Here is an 18871-nt window from a genome sequence, read left to right as displayed (position 1 = left end):
CTAGGTGTACTGGGCCACGACGTTCATGACAGGCGGCTGGTCGGGGGTAGTCCTCCGAGTGCGCTGTGGCGTCTTTGAGTGTTGTAGGTCTCCAGCCAGGGGTCAAGGGCGTCGCGGCGGGCCTGGTTGCTGGTGAACACGTGGCGGTAGGCCCACTCGGTGGTCAGGGTGCGGTTGAAGCGTTCGACCTTGCCGTTCTGCCAGGGGCAGTGGGGTTTGATGAACTTCTGCTTCGCGCCAATGGTCTCGACCGCGTCGATGAACGCTCGACCATGTCGGTAGGCGAACGCGTTGTCGGTCATCACTCGCTCGATGCTGGTGATGCCGTGGGTGGCGAAGTAGGCCGCGGCTCGCAGCAGGAAGCCGGCGCAGGTGTCGACGCGTTCATCGTCGTGGATCTCGCTGTAGGCCAGGCGGGAGTGGTCATCGACCATCGAGTGGACGTAGTCGTAGCCGATCTTGGGCCGCTTGTTCTTGGCGACGATGGTGTCGGAGCGTCCGTGGGCCCGCCAGCCGCCACCGTCGGGGATCTTGCCCAGCTTCTTGACATCCACGTGCACCAGTTCGCCGGGACGTTCGCGTTCGTAGCGGACCGCGGTCTGCTTCGAGGTGCGGATCACCTGGCCGGTCATCGGGTCCAGGCAGGTCAGGGGCGGCATGCCCCGTCGGTGCAGGATCCGGGTCACGGTCCGCGGCGCGAGCCCGAGTTCGGCCGCGATCCAGTCAGGGCCGCGTCGGTGCTCCTGACGGGCGGCCACCACCAGGTCCTCCACCGTGGCTGGTGTCGCGGTCGGGCACGCGTGAGGACGGCTGGACCGGTCATGCAGACCGGCCTCGCCCTCGGCGTCCCAGCGTGCCAGCCAGCGGTGAGCACACTGACGTGAAATCCCCATCGCCTTCGCTGCATGGGCGACCGGCCAGTGCTGGTATCGGACCCGATCGACCAGCAGCTTGCGGCCATGAAAGTTGAGGCGGGCGTTACGGTGGGACACGAGGACCTCCGGGTGTGAGATGTGACCTTCGACAAGCCACACCCCACCCGGGGGTCCTCCCTCACGTCAATACCGACGCGCTGTCACCAACCTCTTGGCTCGGTACATCTAGGACCCCGCAGCGGCGTCGTCCTCCCGCAGGAGGCCGTCGACGATGCCGTCGAGGATGTCGGACTCGCTCACGGTCAGATCCATCCCCATCCGGGCGCCGATCCGGTGGCAGATGAGGGCGCCGGCGCAGATGACGTCCGCGCGGCCCGGGACCATGGTCGGGATCTCGAGCACCTCCGCCACGGGCGCGCCGAGGAGGCGCTGGGCCAGGGCGGCGAGTTGCTCGCGCGTGATTGTCGACCCGTGGACGCGGGCCCGGTCGTACTCCGCCAGCCCCTGGGCGATGGCCGACAGGGACGTGGCCGTACCCCCGACGCCGAACCACGTGCGGGCGGCCTCGAAGTCGACGCCCGAGGCGTCCAACAGGTCGTCGATGAATTCGGCGGCCTCGGTGACCTCGTCCAGCGTCGGCGGGTCCGAGGCCAGGAAGCGCTCGCGCAGGCGCACCGACCCCATGTCGAGGGAGACCCCACGCACGGGGCGTCCGGCCTGCCCGAGGACGAGTTCGGTGGAGCCGCCGCCGATGTCCATCACCAGGGCCGGCGCGGGGGCGTCCGGGCTCGCGCCGAGGGCGCCGTCGAAGGAGAGCTGGGCCTCCTCGTCGCCGGCGATCACCTCCGCCTCGACGCCGAGCCGCTCGCGGACGCCGGCGAAGAACTCCTCGCGGTTCCCCGCGTCGCGCGCGGCGGAGGTCGCGACGAACCGGACGACGTCCACGCCGTGTTCGGCCAGCAGGGCGGCGTACTCGTCACACGCGGCGAAGGTGCGGGCCAGCGCGTCCGGGTGGAACTCGCCGGTGGCGTCGACGCCCTGGCCCAGCCGGGTGAGGCGCAGGTCGCGAGCGACCTCGCGCACACCGTCGTCGGCCTGTTCGGCGATCAGGATGCGGATCGAGTTGGTGCCGCAATCGATGGCGGCGACACGGCTCATGCTTCCCCCTCGAGGCATGCTTCCCCCTCCAGGCAGGGACGCCGCCAGAACTCGCCCAGGGCGTCCACGGTCTCGTCCCCGAGCGGGTTCACGCCACGCCCGGCCGCCAGCGCGTGCCCGGCGAGGACGTGGAGGCACTTGACGCGGGTCGGCATGCCACCCGCGGAGATGCCGGCGATCTCGGGGACGTCGCCGAGCGCGGCCCGGTCGGCGAGGTAGGCCTCGTGGGCGGACGCGTACCGCGCGGCGAGGTCGGCGTCCGTGCCGAGGCGTTCGGTCATGTCGGCCATCACACCCTCGGCCTCGAGCGTGGAGCAGGCCGCGACGGCGCGGGGACAGGTCAGGTAGTACGTCGTCGGGAACGGGGTGCCGTCCGGCAGCCGGGGCTCGGTGGCGACGACGCCGGGCTTCCCGCACGGGCAGCGCCAGGCGATCCCGGCGATGCCGCGGGGCTCGCGTCCGAGTTGCGCCGCGAGGATCGCGACATCGGAATCCGAGGCTGGTTCGAGGACAGGCACGGCGAACACCCTACTCGCTGCCTGTCAAGGACCCACGGGCTGGGCCGCGGGAGGCTGCGCGTCCGGTTCCGCCACGGGATCCGGCTCGGCCGCCACCTCGTCCGCGTGGCGCAGGGACGTTGCGAGCCTGTCCCACCAGCGCGGCGCCAGTTCGCTGGGCCGCGGCGTGCCGACACCCTCGATCGCGGAGGTGCCGGAGAGCACCTCCCCGTCCTTGCCGACGACGCGGTAGCCGACCTCGCCGGGCATGACCCACCCCAGTCGTTCCCGCGCCCGGGCTCGGACGTAGGCCGGGTCGTCCCACCGCTGCAGGGAGCTCTCCAGCTCGGCGATGCGCGCCCGGTCGCGTTCGACCTGGGCGGTCGCCGCCGCGAGGTCCTCGCTCTGGACCATCCACACCCGCAGCGAGCTGGCGAACGAGAAGCCGAGGACGAGGACCACGCCGAAGAGCACGAGGGCCCGGCGTGTGAACCCGAGGTTGTTCGAGGGGCGGGGAAGGCGGGCCGTTGCGCGCGCCAGCGCGGAGGTGCGGACGGGGGCCGCCGGCCCGGGCTGCGGACCCGCCGGGCCGGCTCCTGTGGACGGGGACGCCGGGCGCGGCCCGGCCACGGGCGACCGGGTGCGCTTGGTGGACCGTCCGGGGCCGGACGGCTGGCGGTTCAGCCGGTTCTCGCGCACGTACCTGGGCCTCTCAGCGGGGAAGGATCGAGGTTCAGCCCAGCCTAGGTCGAGGCCCGGGCCCGGTCGGGGCGCGACACTCCGCGGACGAGCCGAACGGCCGGCCCCCACGAGGAGGACCGGCCGTTGCGGTGGTTCGTCAGGCGGAGAGGATCAGCCCTTGAAGCGCGGGAACGCGGAGCGGCCGGCGTAGACCGCGGCGTCCTCGAGGGTCTCCTCGATGCGCAAGAGCTGGTTGTACTTCGCGATGCGGTCGGAGCGGGCCGGGGCACCGGTCTTGATCTGGCCGCAGTTCGTGGCGACGGCCAGGTCGGCGATGGTGGTGTCCTCGGTCTCACCGGAGCGGTGCGACATCATGCAGCGGTAGCCGTTGCGGTGGGCGAGCTCGACGGCGTCGAGGGTCTCGGTCAGGGTGCCGATCTGGTTCACCTTGACCAGCAGCGCGTTGGCGGTGTTGGAGTCGATGCCGCGCTGGAGGCGCTCCGGGTTGGTCACGAACAGGTCGTCACCGACGATCTGGACCTTGTCACCGAGCTGCTCGGTGATGGCCTTCCAGCCGTCCCAGTCCTCCTCGTTCAGCGGGTCCTCGATGGAGACCAGCGGGTAGGCGTCGACCCACTCGGCGTAGATGGCCACCATCTCCTCGGCCGTCTTCGACGTGCCCTCGAAGGTGTAGACCCCGTCGGACTCGAACTCCGAGGCGGCGACGTCCAGCGCGAGCGCGATGTCGGTGCCGGGCTCGTAGCCCGCCTTCTTGATGGCCTCGATGATCAGGTCGAGGGCCGCGCGGTTCGACTCGAGGTTCGGGGCGAAGCCACCCTCGTCGCCGAGGCCGGTGGACAGGCCCTTCTCCTTCAGGACGGACTTGAGGTTGTGGTAGACCTCGGCGCCCATCTGCAGGGCGTCGGCGAAGGTCTCGGCGCCGATCGGGGCGATCATGAACTCCTGGATGTCCACGTTGGAGTCGGCGTGCGAGCCACCGTTGAGGATGTTCATCATCGGGACGGGCAGGACGTGTGCGTTGGGGCCACCCACGTAGCGGAACAGCGGCAGGCCGGCCGACTCGGCGGCGGCGTGCGCGACGGCCAGCGAGACGCCCAGCATGGCGTTGGCGCCGAGCTTGCCCTTGTTGGCGGTGCCGTCGAGCTCGATCATGGCGGCGTCGATCTCGCGCTGGTCGGTGGCGTCGAAGCCGATGATCTCCTCGGCGATGGACTCGTTGACGTTCTCGACGGCCTTGAGGACGCCCTTGCCGAGGTAACGGCCCTTGTCGCCGTCACGCAGCTCGACGGCTTCGAACTGGCCGGTGGAGGCGCCGGACGGAACCGCCGCGCGGCCCTGGGCGTCGTCGTCGAGGAGCACCTCGACCTCGACGGTGGGATTGCCTCGGGAGTCGAGGATCTCGCGTGCGGTGACGATGTCGATGAGTGCCACGGTGACTTGCCTTTCGTCGGTGGTTGACTTCGCGGTCAGCCTATCGCTCGGCCGAGCGCACGGCGTCCTCGAGCGCCCGGACGGTGTCACGGACCGCCTGGTCGGCGTCCACCCCGGACGCCTGCGCCCGGGCCACGAGCGCGACGATGGACTCCCCCACCTCGGACGCCGTGACCGGCTCGTCCGGTAGGCCCAGCGGGACGCCGTGCGAGCGGGCCCGCGACACGACCTTCATCGTCCGGGCCAGTGCGTTCAGCGGCGGGATGCCGTCGAGGGCGGACGTGCGCCCCTTCTCGGCGCGCTTGCGCGCCTCCCAGGACCCCATGAGGTCGTCGGGGACGTCCACCTCACCGAAGACGTACGGGTGCCGGGCCACGAGCTTGTCGGCGATGCCCTTCGCGACGTCGTCGATGTCGAACCGGCCCTCGGTGCGGGCGATCTCGGCGTGGAAGACCACCTGCAGCAGCAGGTCGCCGAGTTCCTCGCGCAGGTGCTCGTCCGAGCCCGACTCGATCGCCTCGACCGTCTCGGCCGCCTCCTCGACCAGGTAGGTGACCAGCGACCGGTGGGTCTGTTCGGCGTCCCAGGGGCAGCCGACCCGGAGCGCCGCCATCACGTCGAGGAGGCGCTCGACCTCGGGATGCGACACGCGCCGAGGGTCGATCAGGACTTGGCGATGGTCGAGGCCGTCGACAGCGTGTCGTCGACGATCGTCACACGGGCCGCGTCCCACGCGCCGTAGCGGGGATTGACCGTGATGTCGAGCTTGTTCAGCTCCTCCACGAACTTCTCCTCGCCCATCTTCTGCAGGACGACGTAGGTCGTGCCGACGGCGTCCGCCCAGGCGGCCCCCTGCCCGGTCGCCGCGACGGCGGCGGCCGCCTGGTTCTGGCTCACGATCGCGTTGCCCTCGGCCTGCGACACGGCCGTGCCCGTCGCGGCGGCGATCTGGCGCGAGGCCTCGCCGAGGGTGAGGTCGTACGTGGCCTGCTTCAGCGCCACGGCCGGTTCCGTGCCGGTCACCTGGGTGATGCTGTCCGCGACGCCACGGACCGTCGAGTCCTTGACCGAGACCGTCCCGACGCGTGCGGCGTCCGACGGGCTCCCGGCGCAGCCGGTGAGGGCGAGTGCCGCCACGGCGACGCCGGCGGTCAGGACGCGTGCTGCCTTGTTCATGTGCTTCGAACTCCTTGGGACGATCGGTTCACGGGCGATCCTATCCGGCCGCCGGGGTCAGGGGGCCGCCCGCGCGGGCTCCGGGACGAACAGGGCCGTCACCACCTGGGTGGCCCACTCCAGCAGCGCGCCGTCCTTGATGGGCTGGCCCGCGATGGGCGCGGTCATCGGACGCGGCACGAACAACTGGTGGGTCTGCTTGTTGACCCGGGAGCCGGGGTACATGCGCTGGCGGCGCATCTCGCGCGAGTCGGCCAGGACGGCCGGGCTGAACCGGATCATCGTTCCGGCCGAGAGCACCTCGGTGATCCCGACCGAGCGGCACAGGATCCGGAAGCGGGTGACCCCGAACAGGTTCTCCACGGGGTCGGGCAGCGGGCCGTAACGGTCGAGCAGTTCGGCACGCACGGCGTCCAGCTCGGCCTCCTCGCGCACGGACGCCAGCCGCTTGTACATCTCCAGGCGCAGGCGCTCGGACTCGACGTAGTCGGTCGGGAGGTGGGCGTCCACGGCCAGCTCGATCTTCATCTCGGGCTCGGGTTCGGTGTCCTCGCCACGGAAGTCCGACACGGCCTCCCCCACGAGGCGGATGTACAGGTCGAAGCCGACGTCGGCGATGTGGCCGGACTGCTCGTCGCCCAGCAGGTTTCCCGCGCCGCGGATCTCGAGGTCCTTCATCGCGATCGCCATGCCGGCGCCCAGGTCGGTGTGGGCCGCCATGGTGGCGAGGCGGTCGTGCGCGGTGTCGGTCAGCGGCTTCTCGGGCGGGTAGAGGAAGTAGGCGTAGCCGCGCTCGCGACCACGGCCGACGCGTCCGCGCAGCTGGTGCAGCTGGGAGAGACCCAGCAGGTCGGCCCGCTCGATGATCAGGGTGTTGGCCGTGGAGATGTCGAGGCCCGCCTCGACGATCGTGGTGCAGACCAGCACGTCGGCCTCGCGCTCCCAGAAGTCGACCATGACCTTCTCGAGCTGCGTCTCGTTCATCTGGCCGTGCGCCACGGCGACCCGCGCCTCGGGCACGAGGTCGCGGATGTGGGCGGCGGCCTTCTCGATCGTGTTGACCCGGTTGTGGATGTAGAACACCTGGCCCTCACGGGCCAGCTCACGGCGGATCGCCGCTCGTACCTGGGCGTCGTCCGACGGGCCGGCGAACGTGAGCACCGGGTGGCGCTCCTCCGGTGGGGTCGCGATGACGCTCATCTCGCGGATGCCCGTGATCGCCATCTCCAGCGTGCGCGGGATCGGCGTGGCCGACATCGCGAGCACGTCCACGTTGAGGCGCAGCTTCTTCAAGGCCTCCTTGTGGTCGACGCCGAAGCGCTGCTCCTCGTCGATGATCACCAGCCCGAGGTCCTTGAACTGCACCTCGTTGGAGAACAGCCGGTGGGTGCCGACGACGACGTCGACGGAACCGTCCGCGATGCCCTCGATGGTCCTCTTCGACTCGGCCGGCGTCTGGAATCGGCTCAGCGCCGCCACCGACACGGGGAACCCCGCGTACCGGTTCGCGAACGTCGCGAAGTGCTGCTGGACGAGCAGCGTCGTCGGCACGAGGATCGCGACCTGCTTGCCGTCCATCACCGCCTTGAACGCGGCGCGGACGGCGATCTCGGTCTTGCCGTAGCCGACGTCGCCACAGATCAGGCGGTCCATCGGGACGAGCTCCTCCATGTCCCGCTTGGTCTCGTTGATCGCCGCCAGCTGGTCGGGGGTCTCGACGTAGGTGAAGTTGTCCTCCAGCTCGCGCTGCCACGGGCTGTCCGGCCCGAACGCGTGGCCTTGGGTGGCCTGCCGGGCGGCGTACAGCTTGATGAGCTCAGCGGCGATCTCGCGGACGGCCTTGCGGGCCCGCGCCTTGCGCTTGTGCCAGTCGGCCCCGCCCATCCGGTCGAGGCTCGGGGCCTCGCCGCCGACGTAGCGGGTGACCTGGTCGAGGCTGTCCATCGGGACGAAGAGGCGGTCGCCGGGCTGCCCGCGCTTGGAGCTGGCGTACTCGATGACGAGGTACTCCCGCGTCGCGTTCTGGACCGTCCGCGTCACCATCTCGACATAGCGGCCCACGCCGTGCGCGTCGTGGACGACGTAGTCGCCCGGCTTGAGCTCCAGCGGGTCGATGGCGTTCTTGCGCCGCGCGGGCATCCTGCGCTCGGGCTTGTCCGAGCCGCCCTTGATGCCGGCCAGGTCGCCGGAGGTGAAGACCCACAGGTTGATGGCGTCCACCCGGAAGCCGTGGGGCAGGTCGGCGACAACGATGGACGCCTTCCCGGCGAGGTCGTGCTCGGCCAGGACCTCCCCGAAGCGCTGGGCGCGGCCCACGGCGTCCGCCACGAGGACGGTGGTGAAGCCGGACGCCACCGACTCGGCGATGGCCTCCACCGCGGCCTCGAGGTCGCCGCGGAACGGCTCGTTCTCCTCGGCGACGATGTGCCGGCTGTCGGGGTCCTCGGCGAAGGCGGACATCGTCCACCACGCCTGGCCGCGGCCCAGCGCGTCCGACCGCACGTCGGCGAGCTGGCGGTAGGCGGACGCCGCGAGGTCGATCGGCGCCCTGCCGCCCTCGGCGGCCGCGGACCACGAGGCCGCCAGGAACTCCTGGCTCGTGGTGTGCAGTTCCAGGGCACGGGCGCGGACCTTCTCGGGGTCGCTGACGAGCACGATGGTGTCGGCGGGCAGCACGTCGACGAGCAACTCGAGGCGGTCGACCAGGGCGGGGGCGAGGGCCTCCATTCCGTCGACGGCGTGGCCCTCGGCGATGCGGGTGAACAACTCGCGCAGCTGGCCGGGGACCCCGGTGCGGGTCGCGTGGTCGGCCGCCCGCTGGCGGACCGACTCGGTCAGCAGCATCTCGCGGCAGGGGTCGGCGGTGACCTCGGGGAGGGTTTCGTCCTGCGAGCGCTGGTCGGCCACGGAGAACGGCCGGATCTCCTCGACGGTGTCGCCGAAGAAGTCGATGCGGACGGGGTGTTCCAGGGTGGGCGGGAACACGTCGATGATGCCGCCGCGGACGGCGAACTCGCCGCGCCGCTCGACCAGGTCCACGCGCACGTACGCGGCGTTGACCAGCGCGTGCGCGAGGTCGTCGATGTCGTGCTCCTGCCCGACCGCGATGCGGACCGGCAGGAGGTTGCCGAGCCCGGCCACCTGCGGCTGCAGGACCGCGCGGACGGGTGCGACCACGACGCGGGGCGCGGGCAGGTCGGCGTTGCCGGCGAGCCGGCGCAACACCGCGAGTCGCTTGCCGACGGTGTCAGAACGGGGGCTCAGCCGCTCGTGCGGGAGCGTCTCCCAGGCGGGGTAGTAGGCCACGGCGTCCCGCCCCAGCACGGACGCCAGCGTGTCGCGCACCGCCTCCGCCTCGCGGTAGGTCGACGTCACCACCAGCAACGGCTTGCCCGCGCGTTCGCTGAGGGTGCCCGCGACCAGGGGCCGCAGGGCCGAGGGGCAGGTGACGTCGAGGGTCGGCTCGGACCCCGAACGGGCGGCATCGACGAGCTCAGCGACGACGGGTTCGGAGGCGACGAGCTCGATCAGGCCCGGAAGATCCACGCCGGCCAGTGTACGACCGGTGCGGGGCGGGGCCCGAAGGCTGGCGCTCTCCCCGAATGCGGGGGCTCACGCGGGTAGCCTGTGTTGAGTCCCAGACCGCGTCCAGCACGACCTTCCGGAGGGCACCACCGTGTCGAACTCGTCCCATTCCTACGACCTCTTCGTGGTGCCCGGCGGGTCGGCCCTGTCGCCGTTCCGCGCGGCGGCCCTCCTGGCCCGCCTGCAGGAGGTCGCCCCGGCGGTCGAGGGTGTGACAGCCCGGTACGTGCACCTCGTCGCGACCGAGGACGAGCTGACCGACGAGGCCGCCGAGGCGATCGCCGGCATCCTCGACTACGGCGACCCCGCGCCGGAGGCCGTCGAGGCCGCGCGCACGGCGTCCGTCATCGTCGCGCCGCGGCTGGGCACGATCTCGCCGTGGGCGTCCAAGGCCACCGACATCGTCCGCAACTGCGGGCTCGACCTGCACCGGGTCGAGCGGGTGACCGAGTACACGCTCGCGCTCGACGCCGAGCTGGGCCACGACGCGTGGCACGCCTGCGCGGCGATCCTGCACGACCGGATGACCGAGTCGGTGCTGCCGGACCGGGAGTCGGCGACCGAGGTCTTCGCCGAGAAGGACGCCGAGCCGATGGAGCACGTCGACGTGCTCCGCCACGGCCGTGCCGCCCTGGAACAGGCCAACACCACCTATGGACTGGCCTTGTCCGACGACGAGGTCGACTACCTCGTGGACGCCTTCGCCGGCTTGGACCGCAACCCCACCGACGTCGAGCTCATGATGTTCGCCCAGATGAACTCTGAGCACTGCCGTCACAAGATCTTCAACGCCGACTTCGTCATCGACGGCGTTGCCCAGGACAGCTCGCTGTTCGGCATGATCCGCCACACCGAGCGCGTCGCCGGCGGGCGCGCGTCCGGCACGGTCGTCGCCTACTCCGACAACTCCTCGATCATGGAGGGCGGCACGGCCACGCGCTTCCTCCCCGATCCGGACGCCGGGTACGCGGGACCCGCCCCCTACGCGGAGCGCGAGGGCGAGGTTCACGTCCTGATGAAGGTCGAGACCCACAACCACCCGACGGCGATCTCGCCCTTCCCCGGGGCGGCGACGGGTTCGGGCGGTGAGATCCGCGACGAGGGCTCCACTGGGCGCGGCTCCCAGCCCAAGGCGGGCCTGACCGGCTTCGTCGTGTCGAACCTGAACCTGCCCGGCACCGACGAGCCGTGGGAGGAAGAGCACTACGGCGCGCCGGACCACATCGCCTCGCCACTGGACATCATGACCGAGGCCCCCTTGGGCGCGGCCGCGTTCAACAACGAATTCGGACGCCCCGGGCTGGGCGGGTTCTTCCGCGTCTACGAGCAGACGGTGGACGGCGTCCGCCGGGGCTACCACAAGCCGATCATGAGCGCCGGTGGCCTGGGCTCCATCGCGGTGGAGCAGACCGAGAAGGTGCCGTTCGGTGAGGGCTCGCTCCTCATCCAGCTGGGCGGTCCCGGCATGCGCATCGGCATGGGCGGAGGCGCGGCGTCCTCGATGGCGGCCGGCACGAACGCCGCCGAGCTCGACTTCGACTCGGTCCAGCGCGGCAATCCCGAGATGGAGCGCCGCGCCCAGGAGGTCATCACGGCCTGCGCGGCGCTGGGCGCCGACAACCCGATCCTCGCGATCCACGACGTGGGTGCGGGCGGCCTGTCGAACGCGTTCCCCGAGTTGGTGAACGACGCCGGCATGGGTGCCCGCTTCGACCTGGACGCCGTGCCGCTGGAGGAGTCCGGGCTGGCCCCCAAGGAGATCTGGTCGAACGAGAGCCAGGAGCGCTACGTGCTGGCGATCGCCCCCGAGTCCCTGGAGCGCTTCACGGCGATCTGTGCCCGTGAGCGCGCTCCGTTCGCCGTGGTCGGACGGGCCTTCGACGACGGGCAGTTGGTCCTGGCCGAGGACGGCATCGAGGCGGGCCCCGGCGACGACCCGGCGGTCGACATGCCGTTGTTCACGCTGCTGGGCAAGCCGCCGAAGATGACGCGCGACGTGTCCCGCCTGACGTGGTCGGCCCCCGCCCTGGACCTGGCGCCGTTCGACGACCCGGACGCCCTGCGCACCGTCGCCCACGCGGTGCTGCGGCACCCGAGCGTCGCCTCCAAGCGGTTCCTCATCACCATCGGCGACCGGACCGTCGGCGGCCTCAGCCACCGCGACCAGATGGTCGGCCCGTGGCAGGTGCCGGTTGCGGACGTCGCGGTGACCCTGACCGACCACGTCGGCTTCGCCGGGCAGGCGATGAGCTCGGGCGAGCGCATGCCGCTCGCCTCGGTGGACGCCCCGGCGTCCGGCCGCATGGCCGTGGGCGAGGCCATCACCAACCTGCTGGCCGCCCCGATCACCCTCAACCGGGTGAAGCTGTCGGCCAACTGGATGGCCGCCTGCGGCGAGCCCGGCGAGGACGCCGCCCTGTACGACACCGTCCACGCCGTCGCGATGGAGTTGTGCCCGGCGCTGGGCGTGAGCATCCCGGTAGGCAAGGACTCCCTGTCGATGCGCACGAAGTGGACCGATGAGGCGGGCGACAAGCAGGTCACCTCACCGGTGTCGCTGGTGGTCTCGGCCTTCGCCTCGCTGGCTGACGTCCGCGGCACCCTCACCCCGCAGGCCGGTGCCGGGCAGACGCTGCTGCTGGTCGACCTGGGTGCCGGGGTCGACCGCCTCGGCGGGTCCATCTTCGCCCAGGTGAACGGTGCGTTCGGCGACGTGGTTCCGGACCTCGACGACCCCGCGCGCCTCGTCGCGCTGGTGGACGCCGTGAACGAACTCCGCGACGCCGGTCTGGTCGCGGCCTACCACGACCGTTCCGACGGTGGTCTCTGGGCCGCGGCGGTCGAGATGGGCCTGGCGGGCGCTGTCGGCCTCACGCTGGAGGTCGGTTCCGTGGCGGCGCTGTTCGCCGAGGAACTGGGGGCCCTGGTGGCCGTGCCCACGGCGTCCATTGACGAGGCGCGGGAGGTGCTGGCCAAGCACGGGCTGGCGGACCTGACCAGCGTCGTCGGGTCCACCCGCGCCGAGCGCCGCGTCGCGGTGTCGGTGGGCGGGCGTCCTGTGCTGGACGCGGCCCTGCGCGACCTCGGCCAGGTCTGGGACGAGGTGTCGTGGCGGATCGCCGCCCTGCGCGACAACCCCGAGTGCGCGGACGCCGAACACGCCGCGTTCGCGTCCGACGACGACCCCGGCCTGCACGTGGAGACGACGTTCGACCCCCGCGAGGACATCGCGGCCCCGTTCATCGCGACGGGTGCACGGCCGAGGGTCGCGATCCTGCGCGAGCAGGGCGTCAACAGCCACGTCGAGACCGCCGCCGCGTTCCACAAGGCCGGTTTCGAGGCCCTGGACGTCCACATGACCGACCTGCAGAACGGGCGTTTCGACCTCGGCGAGGTCGCGGGCCTGGTGGCCGTGGGCGGCTTCTCCTACGGCGACACGCTGGGTGCGGGCGAGGGCTGGGCCCGATCGATCCTGCACAACCCCGCGCTGACGGAGGCCTTCGGCTCGTTCTTCGCCCGCCCCGACACCTTCGGGCTGGGCATCTGCAACGGCTGCCAGATGTTCGGCGCGCTGGCCGAGCTGATCCCGGGCGCGGAGGCGTGGCCGCTGTTCCGTCGCAACACCTCGGAGCAGTTCGAGGCGCGCCTGTCGCTCGTCGAGGTGCTGGACTCCCCCTCGATCTTCACGTCCGGCATGGCGGGTTCGAGGATCCCCATCGCGGTGTCGCACGGCGAGGGCCGCGCCGACTTCTCGACGCGCGGCGACACGGACGCCGTGCACGCGGCCCTGCGGTTCGTCGACAACCACGGAGGTCCGACCGAGGAATACCCGGCCAACCCGAACGGCTCGGCCGGCGGACTGACCGCCGTGACGACGCCCGACGGCCGGTTCACCGCGATGATGCCCCACCCCGAGCGGGTGCTGCGCAACATCCAGATGAGCTGGACGAGCGGTCCCGCGGACGAGGCCAGCCCGTGGTTGCGCATGTTCCGCAACGCGCGGGTCCACGTGGGCTGAGCGCCCCGCAGTTCGCCGGCGAGGGCTTCCTGACCCACACTGAGTGGCATGACCCCCAGCACCCAGATCGGCCCGGACTTCCAGTCGTTCGACTTCACGCACGGCCGCCGGACCTACGAGGTCTTTCGGGGTGGTTCGGGCCCGGCGGTCCTGGTGCTCCACGAGATCCCCGGCCTGCACCCGGGCGTCATCGAATTCGCGCGCCGGCTGGTCGCCGCGGGCTACACCGTGTACTTGCCGTCACTGTTCGGCCGACCGGCAGCCCCGCCGACGGGCCGTGACATCGCGCGCTCCATCGTCCGGATCTGCGTGGCACGCGAGTTCACCAAACTGGCCGACCACACGAGTCCGGTCATCGGATGGCTGCGAGCGCTCGCAGCATCAGCCTCCGCCGAGTGTGGTGGGCGGGGCGTCGGGGTGGTCGGGATGTGCTTCACCGGGGGGTTCGCGCTGGCGACTGCGCTCGAACCGTCGGTCGTCGCGTCCGTCATGAGCCAGCCCGTCATGCCCGCTCCCATCGGGAGGCGTGGCCGCGCCGCCCTGGGCCTGGATGACCAGGACCTCGCCACGATCGCAGCCCGCGCGAAGGACGACCTGCGGGTGCTCGGGCTTCGTTTCACCAACGACCGGGGGTGCCCACCTGAGCGGTTCGAGACCCTGCGCGCGACGCTCGGGTCCTCCTTCGAGGGGATCGAGATCGATTCGTCGCCGGGCAACGCCGCAGGCATCGAGCCGTCCGCGCACTCGGTGCTCACGATTTCCCTGGTCGACGAGCCGGGGCATCCGACCCGGGAGGCCCTCGACCGGGTCCTGACGTTCTTGGACGAGCGGTTGCTCCGTCGGCCGGCTTGACCGCCTCGCTCGTTGCGGTGGCGGACGTGTGGTGATCGAGGTTGGCCATGCCCTCGGCCAGCACCGCGGCAGGGGGAAACCCTTCCCCCGCCGCGCCGCCACGATTCAGCCGATCGCGGCCTCGCTCATGGCCTCCAGGGCCGCGTTGGAGGCCCCGGCACGCTGGGCCGCCACGAGCTCGTCCAGCTCGGCTTGGGTGACGCCCGCCTTCCGTGCGGCGGCCTTGGCCTTGGCGGAGGTCAGGTCAGGCACCTGGACCTGGCCGCGCTTGGTGTCGGACGACGTCTGGCCGCCGGTCGTCACGGACGCGGTGGCCAGCATCGGCGAGACGATCCCCATCTTCGCGAGCACCGGGGGGACGTAGCCGTAGCGGTAGCCGTCCACCTTGGGGTGGTACGACTGCGACACCGACACGGACAGGTTGTGGATCCACTCCGGGTTGTCGCAGACGGCGTGGCCGAGGAACGGGCCCCGCACGTCGGCGAACTGGAACCCCGCCCGGCCTGCTGCGGCGCTGGTGATGCTGGTCAGCCGGTCGGCGGCGGCATTGAGACGCGACATCTCGGTCCACGAGAAGAAGGTCAGCAGGTGGCAGTCCTGGCCGTTGAAGAGCCGCGGGTACCCGGCGACCACCACACGTGCCTGCGGGGCCCGCGCCTTGATGGCGGCGTAGACGCGGTCGAGGCGGCCGGGCAGGTCACGCTCCGCGATCGCGAGGGCGTTGTTGATCGCGCCGTCGCAGTTCGACATCCAGCCGGGCTGGGCGCACTGGGTGATGACGCCGGCGAAGCCCACGTCGTTGCCGCCGATGCTGATCGTGACGTAGCCCGTCGAGGCGTTCAGCGCACCCACCTGCCGGTTGAGCACGTCCGCCGTGACCGCGCCCGAGCACGCCTGCAGGTTCAGCTGCAGGTTGTAGCTCTGGGCGATCACACCGCCGTACGTCGACAGCGAGCGCAGGCAGTCCGTGCCGTCGCTCAGGTAGGGGCCGGCACCCACACCGGACGAGTAGGAGTCGCCGAGGGCGACGTAGCTGGAGCTGATCGCGGCGGACGCCGGGGTGGCGGCAACTCCGCTGACGAGGGTGGCGAGGGCGAGGAGGGAGGCGGCGACGGCGCGGCGCAGAACTGGCATGGGGGCTCCTTGGGGGTTCGGGTGACAGGCTGATGCCCGCCCCGATGCTAGGGCCGTGCCCCGCCCCTCCGACAGGTGCTTTTTGGCGAATTCTCGAGGAACTCTCGCGGGCGGTCAGCCGATCGAGGCGTGCCACTCCTGCAGCGACCTCACGCCCTCAGTGCCCCGCTTGTGGGCGGCGATGCCGATGGCCGCGGCGTACGCCTCGGACGTCGTGGTGATGTAGGGGACGCGGGCGCGGATCGCCGCCTTGCGGATGTAGGAGTCGTCGTACTCCGACGCCCGGCCCGACGGCGTGTTGATCACGAGCTGGACCTCGCCCTCCCGGATCACGTCGGCCATGTTCGGCGAGCCCTCGTGGAGCTTCTTCACCGGGGACGCCGTGATGCCGTGCTCGGCGAGGAACGCCACCGTGCCGGTGGTGGCGAGGAGGGAGAACCCGTTCGCCTCGAACGTGCGCGCGGCGACCAGGAGGTTGTGGCCCGGGCTGCCCTCGCCGGTGTCGATGCGGTCGCGCTCGGCGATTGTCAGCAGCACCGTGCCCTCGAGCGGCAGCGGCGTCGAGGTGGCCTCCTGGCTCTTGAAGAACGCCAGCCCCGGGTTGGACGCCAGGCCGAGCACCTCGCCGGTGGAGCGCATCTCCGGTCCGAGCAGGGGGTCGACCTCGGGGAACATGCTGAACGGGAACACCGACTCCTTGGCCCCGAAGAACGGGACGTGGCGCTTCTTCAAGTCGAGCGAGTCGAGGGACTCCCCCAGCATCAGGCGAGTCGCCAGCGAGGCCATGTTCACGTCGCAGACCTTCGACACCAGCGGGACCGTGCGGGACGCGCGCGGATTGGCCTCGAGGACGTAGACCACGTCGTCGAGGATCGCGTACTGGATGTTCATCAGGCCCACGACGCCGAGCTCGATGGCGATGCGCCGCGTGTAGTCCTCGATGATGGCCAGCTGCTCGTCCGGAATCGTCACCGACGGCACCATGCATGCCGAGTCACCCGAGTGGATGCCCGCGTACTCGATGTGCTCCATCACCGCGGGCACGAACGCGTCGGTGCCGTCGCACACGGCGTCCGCCTCGCACTCCAGGGCGTTCTCCAGGAAGCGGTCGATCAGGATCGGGCGGTCCTTCGTCACGCCCTCGGCGCCGTCCATGTAGCGGCGCAGGTTCGCGGAGTCGTGGATGATCTCCATGCCGCGCCCGCCCAGCACGTAGCTCGGGCGGACGATGACCGGGTACCCGATCTCGGACGCCACAGCCACGGCCTCGTCGGTGGTCACGGCCATGCCCGCGGACGGCATCGGGATCTCGAGGCGGTCCATGATGGCGCGGAACTGGTCACGGTCCTCGGCGAGGTCGATCGTGTCCGGGGACGTGCCGATGATCGGGACGCCCGCTTCCTGCAGCGCCCGGGCGATGTTGAGCGGGGTCTGGCCGCCGAACTGGCAGACGACGCCCTCGGGCTTCTCGCGCTCGACGATGGCCAGCACGTCCTCCACGGTGAGCGGCTCGAAGTAGAGCTTGTCGGAGGTGTCGTAGTCGGTGGACACGGTCTCGGGGTTGCAGTTGACCATGATCGTCTCGAAGCCGGCGTCGCGCAGCGTGTAGGCGGCGTGGACGCAGCAGTAGTCGAACTCGATGCCCTGGCCGATGCGGTTCGGGCCGCCGCCGAGCACCATCACCTTGCGCTTGTCCGACACGGGCTTGGGGTCGGGCAGCGGGTTGGGGCGGTTCGGGTCCTCGGGTGCGTACGTCGAGAAGTAGTACTCGGCGCCCTCGACACCCGACACCGGGACGGCCTCGTAGCGGTGGACGATGCCGTCGGCGATGCGGCGCTGCCGCAGCTCGGCCTCGGTTACGCCCAGGATCCGGGCCAGGTAGGCGTCCCCGTGGCCGGCCTCCTTGGCGCGGCGGAGCAGGTCGGCGGGCAGGTCCGCCAGGCGTCCGGCGTAGGCCTCGATCTCGGTCTCGACGGCCAGCATCTCGGCCATCTGCTCGATGAACCACGCCTTGATGTGCGTCAGCTCGTGCAGCTGCGCGACGGACGCGCCCGCTCGGAGCGCCTCGTACATGAGGTACTGGCGATCCGAGCTGGGCTCCTCGAGCCGGCTGATCAACTCATCGAGCCCGAGGGTGCGGAAGTCGGACGCGTTGCCGAGCCCGAGGCGTCCGTTCTCGAGGCCGCGGATGGCCTTGCCGAAGGCCTCCTTGTAGTCCTTGCCGATGCTCATGACCTCGCCGACGGCGCGCATCTGGGTGCCGAGCTTGTCGACGGCCCCGGGGAACTTCTCGAACGCCCAGCGGGCGAACTTGGCCACGACGTAGTCACCGTCGGGGGTGTACTTCTCGAGCGAACCGTCGCGCCAGTAGGGCAGCTCGTCCAGCGTGAGTCCCGCCGCGAGCAGCGTGGAGACCATGGCGATCGGGAATCCCGTCGCCTTGCTGGCCAGCGCCGAGGAGCGCGAGGTGCGCGGGTTGATCTCGATGACGACGAGGCGCCCGGTCCGCGGGTTGTGGGCCAGCTGGACGTTGGTGCCCCCGATGACGCCGATCTCGCTCACGATGCGGTGGGCGGTCTCCTCGCAGCGTTGCTGCAGCTCGGGCGAGATGGTCATCATCGGCGCGTTGCAGTAGGAGTCGCCGGTGTGGACGCCCACGGCGTCCACGTTCTCGATGAAGCAGACGCTGATCATCTGGTTCTTCGCGTCGCGGACGACCTCGACCTCGAGCTCCTCCCAACCGAGGATCGACTCCTCGACGAGGATCTGGTTGATCGGCGAGGCCTGGAGGCCACGGAACGCGATGGTGTTCATGTCGTCGTCGGAGTACACGAAGCCGCCGCCGGTGCCACCCATCGTGTAGGCGGGGCGCACGACCAGGGGGTAGCCGATCTCGTGGGCGAAGGCCAGCGCGTCCTCGATGCTCTCGACGGTCTTGGACCGGGGCATGTCGACGCCGATCTCTGCCATGGTGCGCTTGAAGGTCTCGCGATCCTCGCCACGCTCGATGACGTCCTGGGTGATGCCGATCATCCGCACGCCGTTGGCTTCGAGGATGCCCTCGCGGTCCAGCGCGGTGGACAGGTTGAGACCCGTCTGGCCGCCAAGGTTGGGCAGCAGGGCATCCGGCTTGGACTGCTTGATGATCGCCTCGAGCGTCGGCACATTGAGCGGCTCGATGTAGGTCTCGTCGGCCATGACGGGGTCGGTCATGATGGTCGCCGGGTTGCTGTTCACCAGCGCCACCTTGTAGCCGAGCCCGCGCAACGCCTTGCACGCCTGGGTGCCGGAGTAGTCGAACTCACACGCCTGCCCGATCACGATGGGCCCGGAGCCAATGATGAGGACCTTGTTGATGTCGTCGCGCTTGGGCATGCGTACTCCTCCGGACTGCAGGTAGGGCGTCGACCACCCTAACCCGTCTTCGCGCCGCACATGGCACG

General features: G+C 70.8%; 12 protein-coding genes. 2 read left to right on the top strand and 10 right to left on the bottom strand.

Annotated features, from left to right (window positions below):
- Positions 1 to 23 precede the first annotated feature (23 nt).
- The 8 genes from AC5YDV_RS04845 to mfd all read right to left on the bottom strand — a co-directional run bounded on the left by AC5YDV_RS04845 (position 24) and on the right by mfd (position 9385).
- On the bottom strand, positions 24 to 992 hold the full coding sequence (locus AC5YDV_RS04845; protein ID WP_496181913.1) for an IS481 family transposase: 969 nt from the start codon (positions 990 to 992) through the stop codon (positions 24 to 26).
- A gap of 108 nt (positions 993 to 1100) precedes the next feature.
- Positions 1101 to 2033 carry a Ppx/GppA phosphatase family protein gene (locus AC5YDV_RS04840; protein ID WP_496183229.1) on the bottom strand — a complete coding sequence of 311 codons (933 nt, stop codon included), beginning with the start codon at positions 2031 to 2033 and terminating at the stop codon, positions 1101 to 1103.
- On the bottom strand, positions 2030 to 2551 hold the full coding sequence (locus tag AC5YDV_RS04835; RefSeq protein ID WP_496183228.1) for a DUF501 domain-containing protein: 522 nt from the start codon (positions 2549 to 2551) through the stop codon (positions 2030 to 2032). The genes AC5YDV_RS04840 and AC5YDV_RS04835 overlap by 4 nt, the downstream gene beginning before the upstream one ends.
- A 24-nt stretch (positions 2552 to 2575) precedes the next feature.
- Positions 2576 to 3229 (bottom strand): FtsB family cell division protein, encoded by a 654-nt coding sequence (locus tag AC5YDV_RS04830; protein ID WP_496183227.1) that lies wholly within the window; start codon positions 3227 to 3229, stop codon positions 2576 to 2578.
- A gap of 153 nt (positions 3230 to 3382) precedes the next feature.
- On the bottom strand, positions 3383 to 4663 hold the full coding sequence (gene eno, locus AC5YDV_RS04825; protein WP_496183226.1) for a phosphopyruvate hydratase: 1281 nt from the start codon (positions 4661 to 4663) through the stop codon (positions 3383 to 3385).
- Positions 4664 to 4703: 40 nt separating this feature from the next.
- Positions 4704 to 5276, bottom strand: a complete 573-nt coding sequence (locus tag AC5YDV_RS04820) for a nucleoside triphosphate pyrophosphohydrolase (protein WP_496183233.1) — start codon at positions 5274 to 5276, stop codon at positions 4704 to 4706.
- 50 nt (positions 5277 to 5326) lie between these two features.
- A complete protein-coding gene (locus AC5YDV_RS04815) occupies positions 5327 to 5839 on the bottom strand; it encodes a hypothetical protein (protein WP_496183225.1) in 513 nt (170 codons plus the stop codon).
- A gap of 57 nt (positions 5840 to 5896) precedes the next feature.
- Positions 5897 to 9385 carry a transcription-repair coupling factor gene (mfd, locus tag AC5YDV_RS04810; protein WP_496183224.1) on the bottom strand — a complete coding sequence of 1163 codons (3489 nt, stop codon included), beginning with the start codon at positions 9383 to 9385 and terminating at the stop codon, positions 5897 to 5899.
- Positions 9386 to 9515: 130 nt separating this feature from the next.
- Here mfd and purL point away from each other — a divergent pair, with 130 nt between their 5' ends.
- Both purL and AC5YDV_RS04800 read left to right on the top strand, forming a co-directional pair.
- Positions 9516 to 13442 carry a phosphoribosylformylglycinamidine synthase gene (purL, locus tag AC5YDV_RS04805; RefSeq protein ID WP_496183223.1) on the top strand — a complete coding sequence of 1309 codons (3927 nt, stop codon included), beginning with the start codon at positions 9516 to 9518 and terminating at the stop codon, positions 13440 to 13442.
- A gap of 48 nt (positions 13443 to 13490) precedes the next feature.
- Positions 13491 to 14294, top strand: coding sequence for a dienelactone hydrolase family protein (locus AC5YDV_RS04800; protein WP_496183222.1), 804 nt, complete (start codon positions 13491 to 13493; stop codon positions 14292 to 14294).
- A gap of 105 nt (positions 14295 to 14399) precedes the next feature.
- Here AC5YDV_RS04800 and AC5YDV_RS04795 read toward each other — a convergent pair whose 3' ends face one another.
- Positions 14400 to 15428, bottom strand: a complete 1029-nt coding sequence (locus tag AC5YDV_RS04795; protein ID WP_496183221.1) for an SGNH/GDSL hydrolase family protein — start codon at positions 15426 to 15428, stop codon at positions 14400 to 14402.
- A gap of 114 nt (positions 15429 to 15542) precedes the next feature.
- Positions 15543 to 18803, bottom strand: a complete 3261-nt coding sequence (gene carB / locus AC5YDV_RS04790) for a carbamoyl-phosphate synthase large subunit (RefSeq protein WP_496183220.1) — start codon at positions 18801 to 18803, stop codon at positions 15543 to 15545.
- Between the last annotated feature and the right edge of the window lie 68 nt (positions 18804 to 18871).

It is taken from the genome of Propioniciclava sp. LT432, assembly GCF_059515965.1.
Note: the sequence above shows the minus strand (reverse complement) of the source record. Positions and strands in the feature narration are given on the sequence as shown.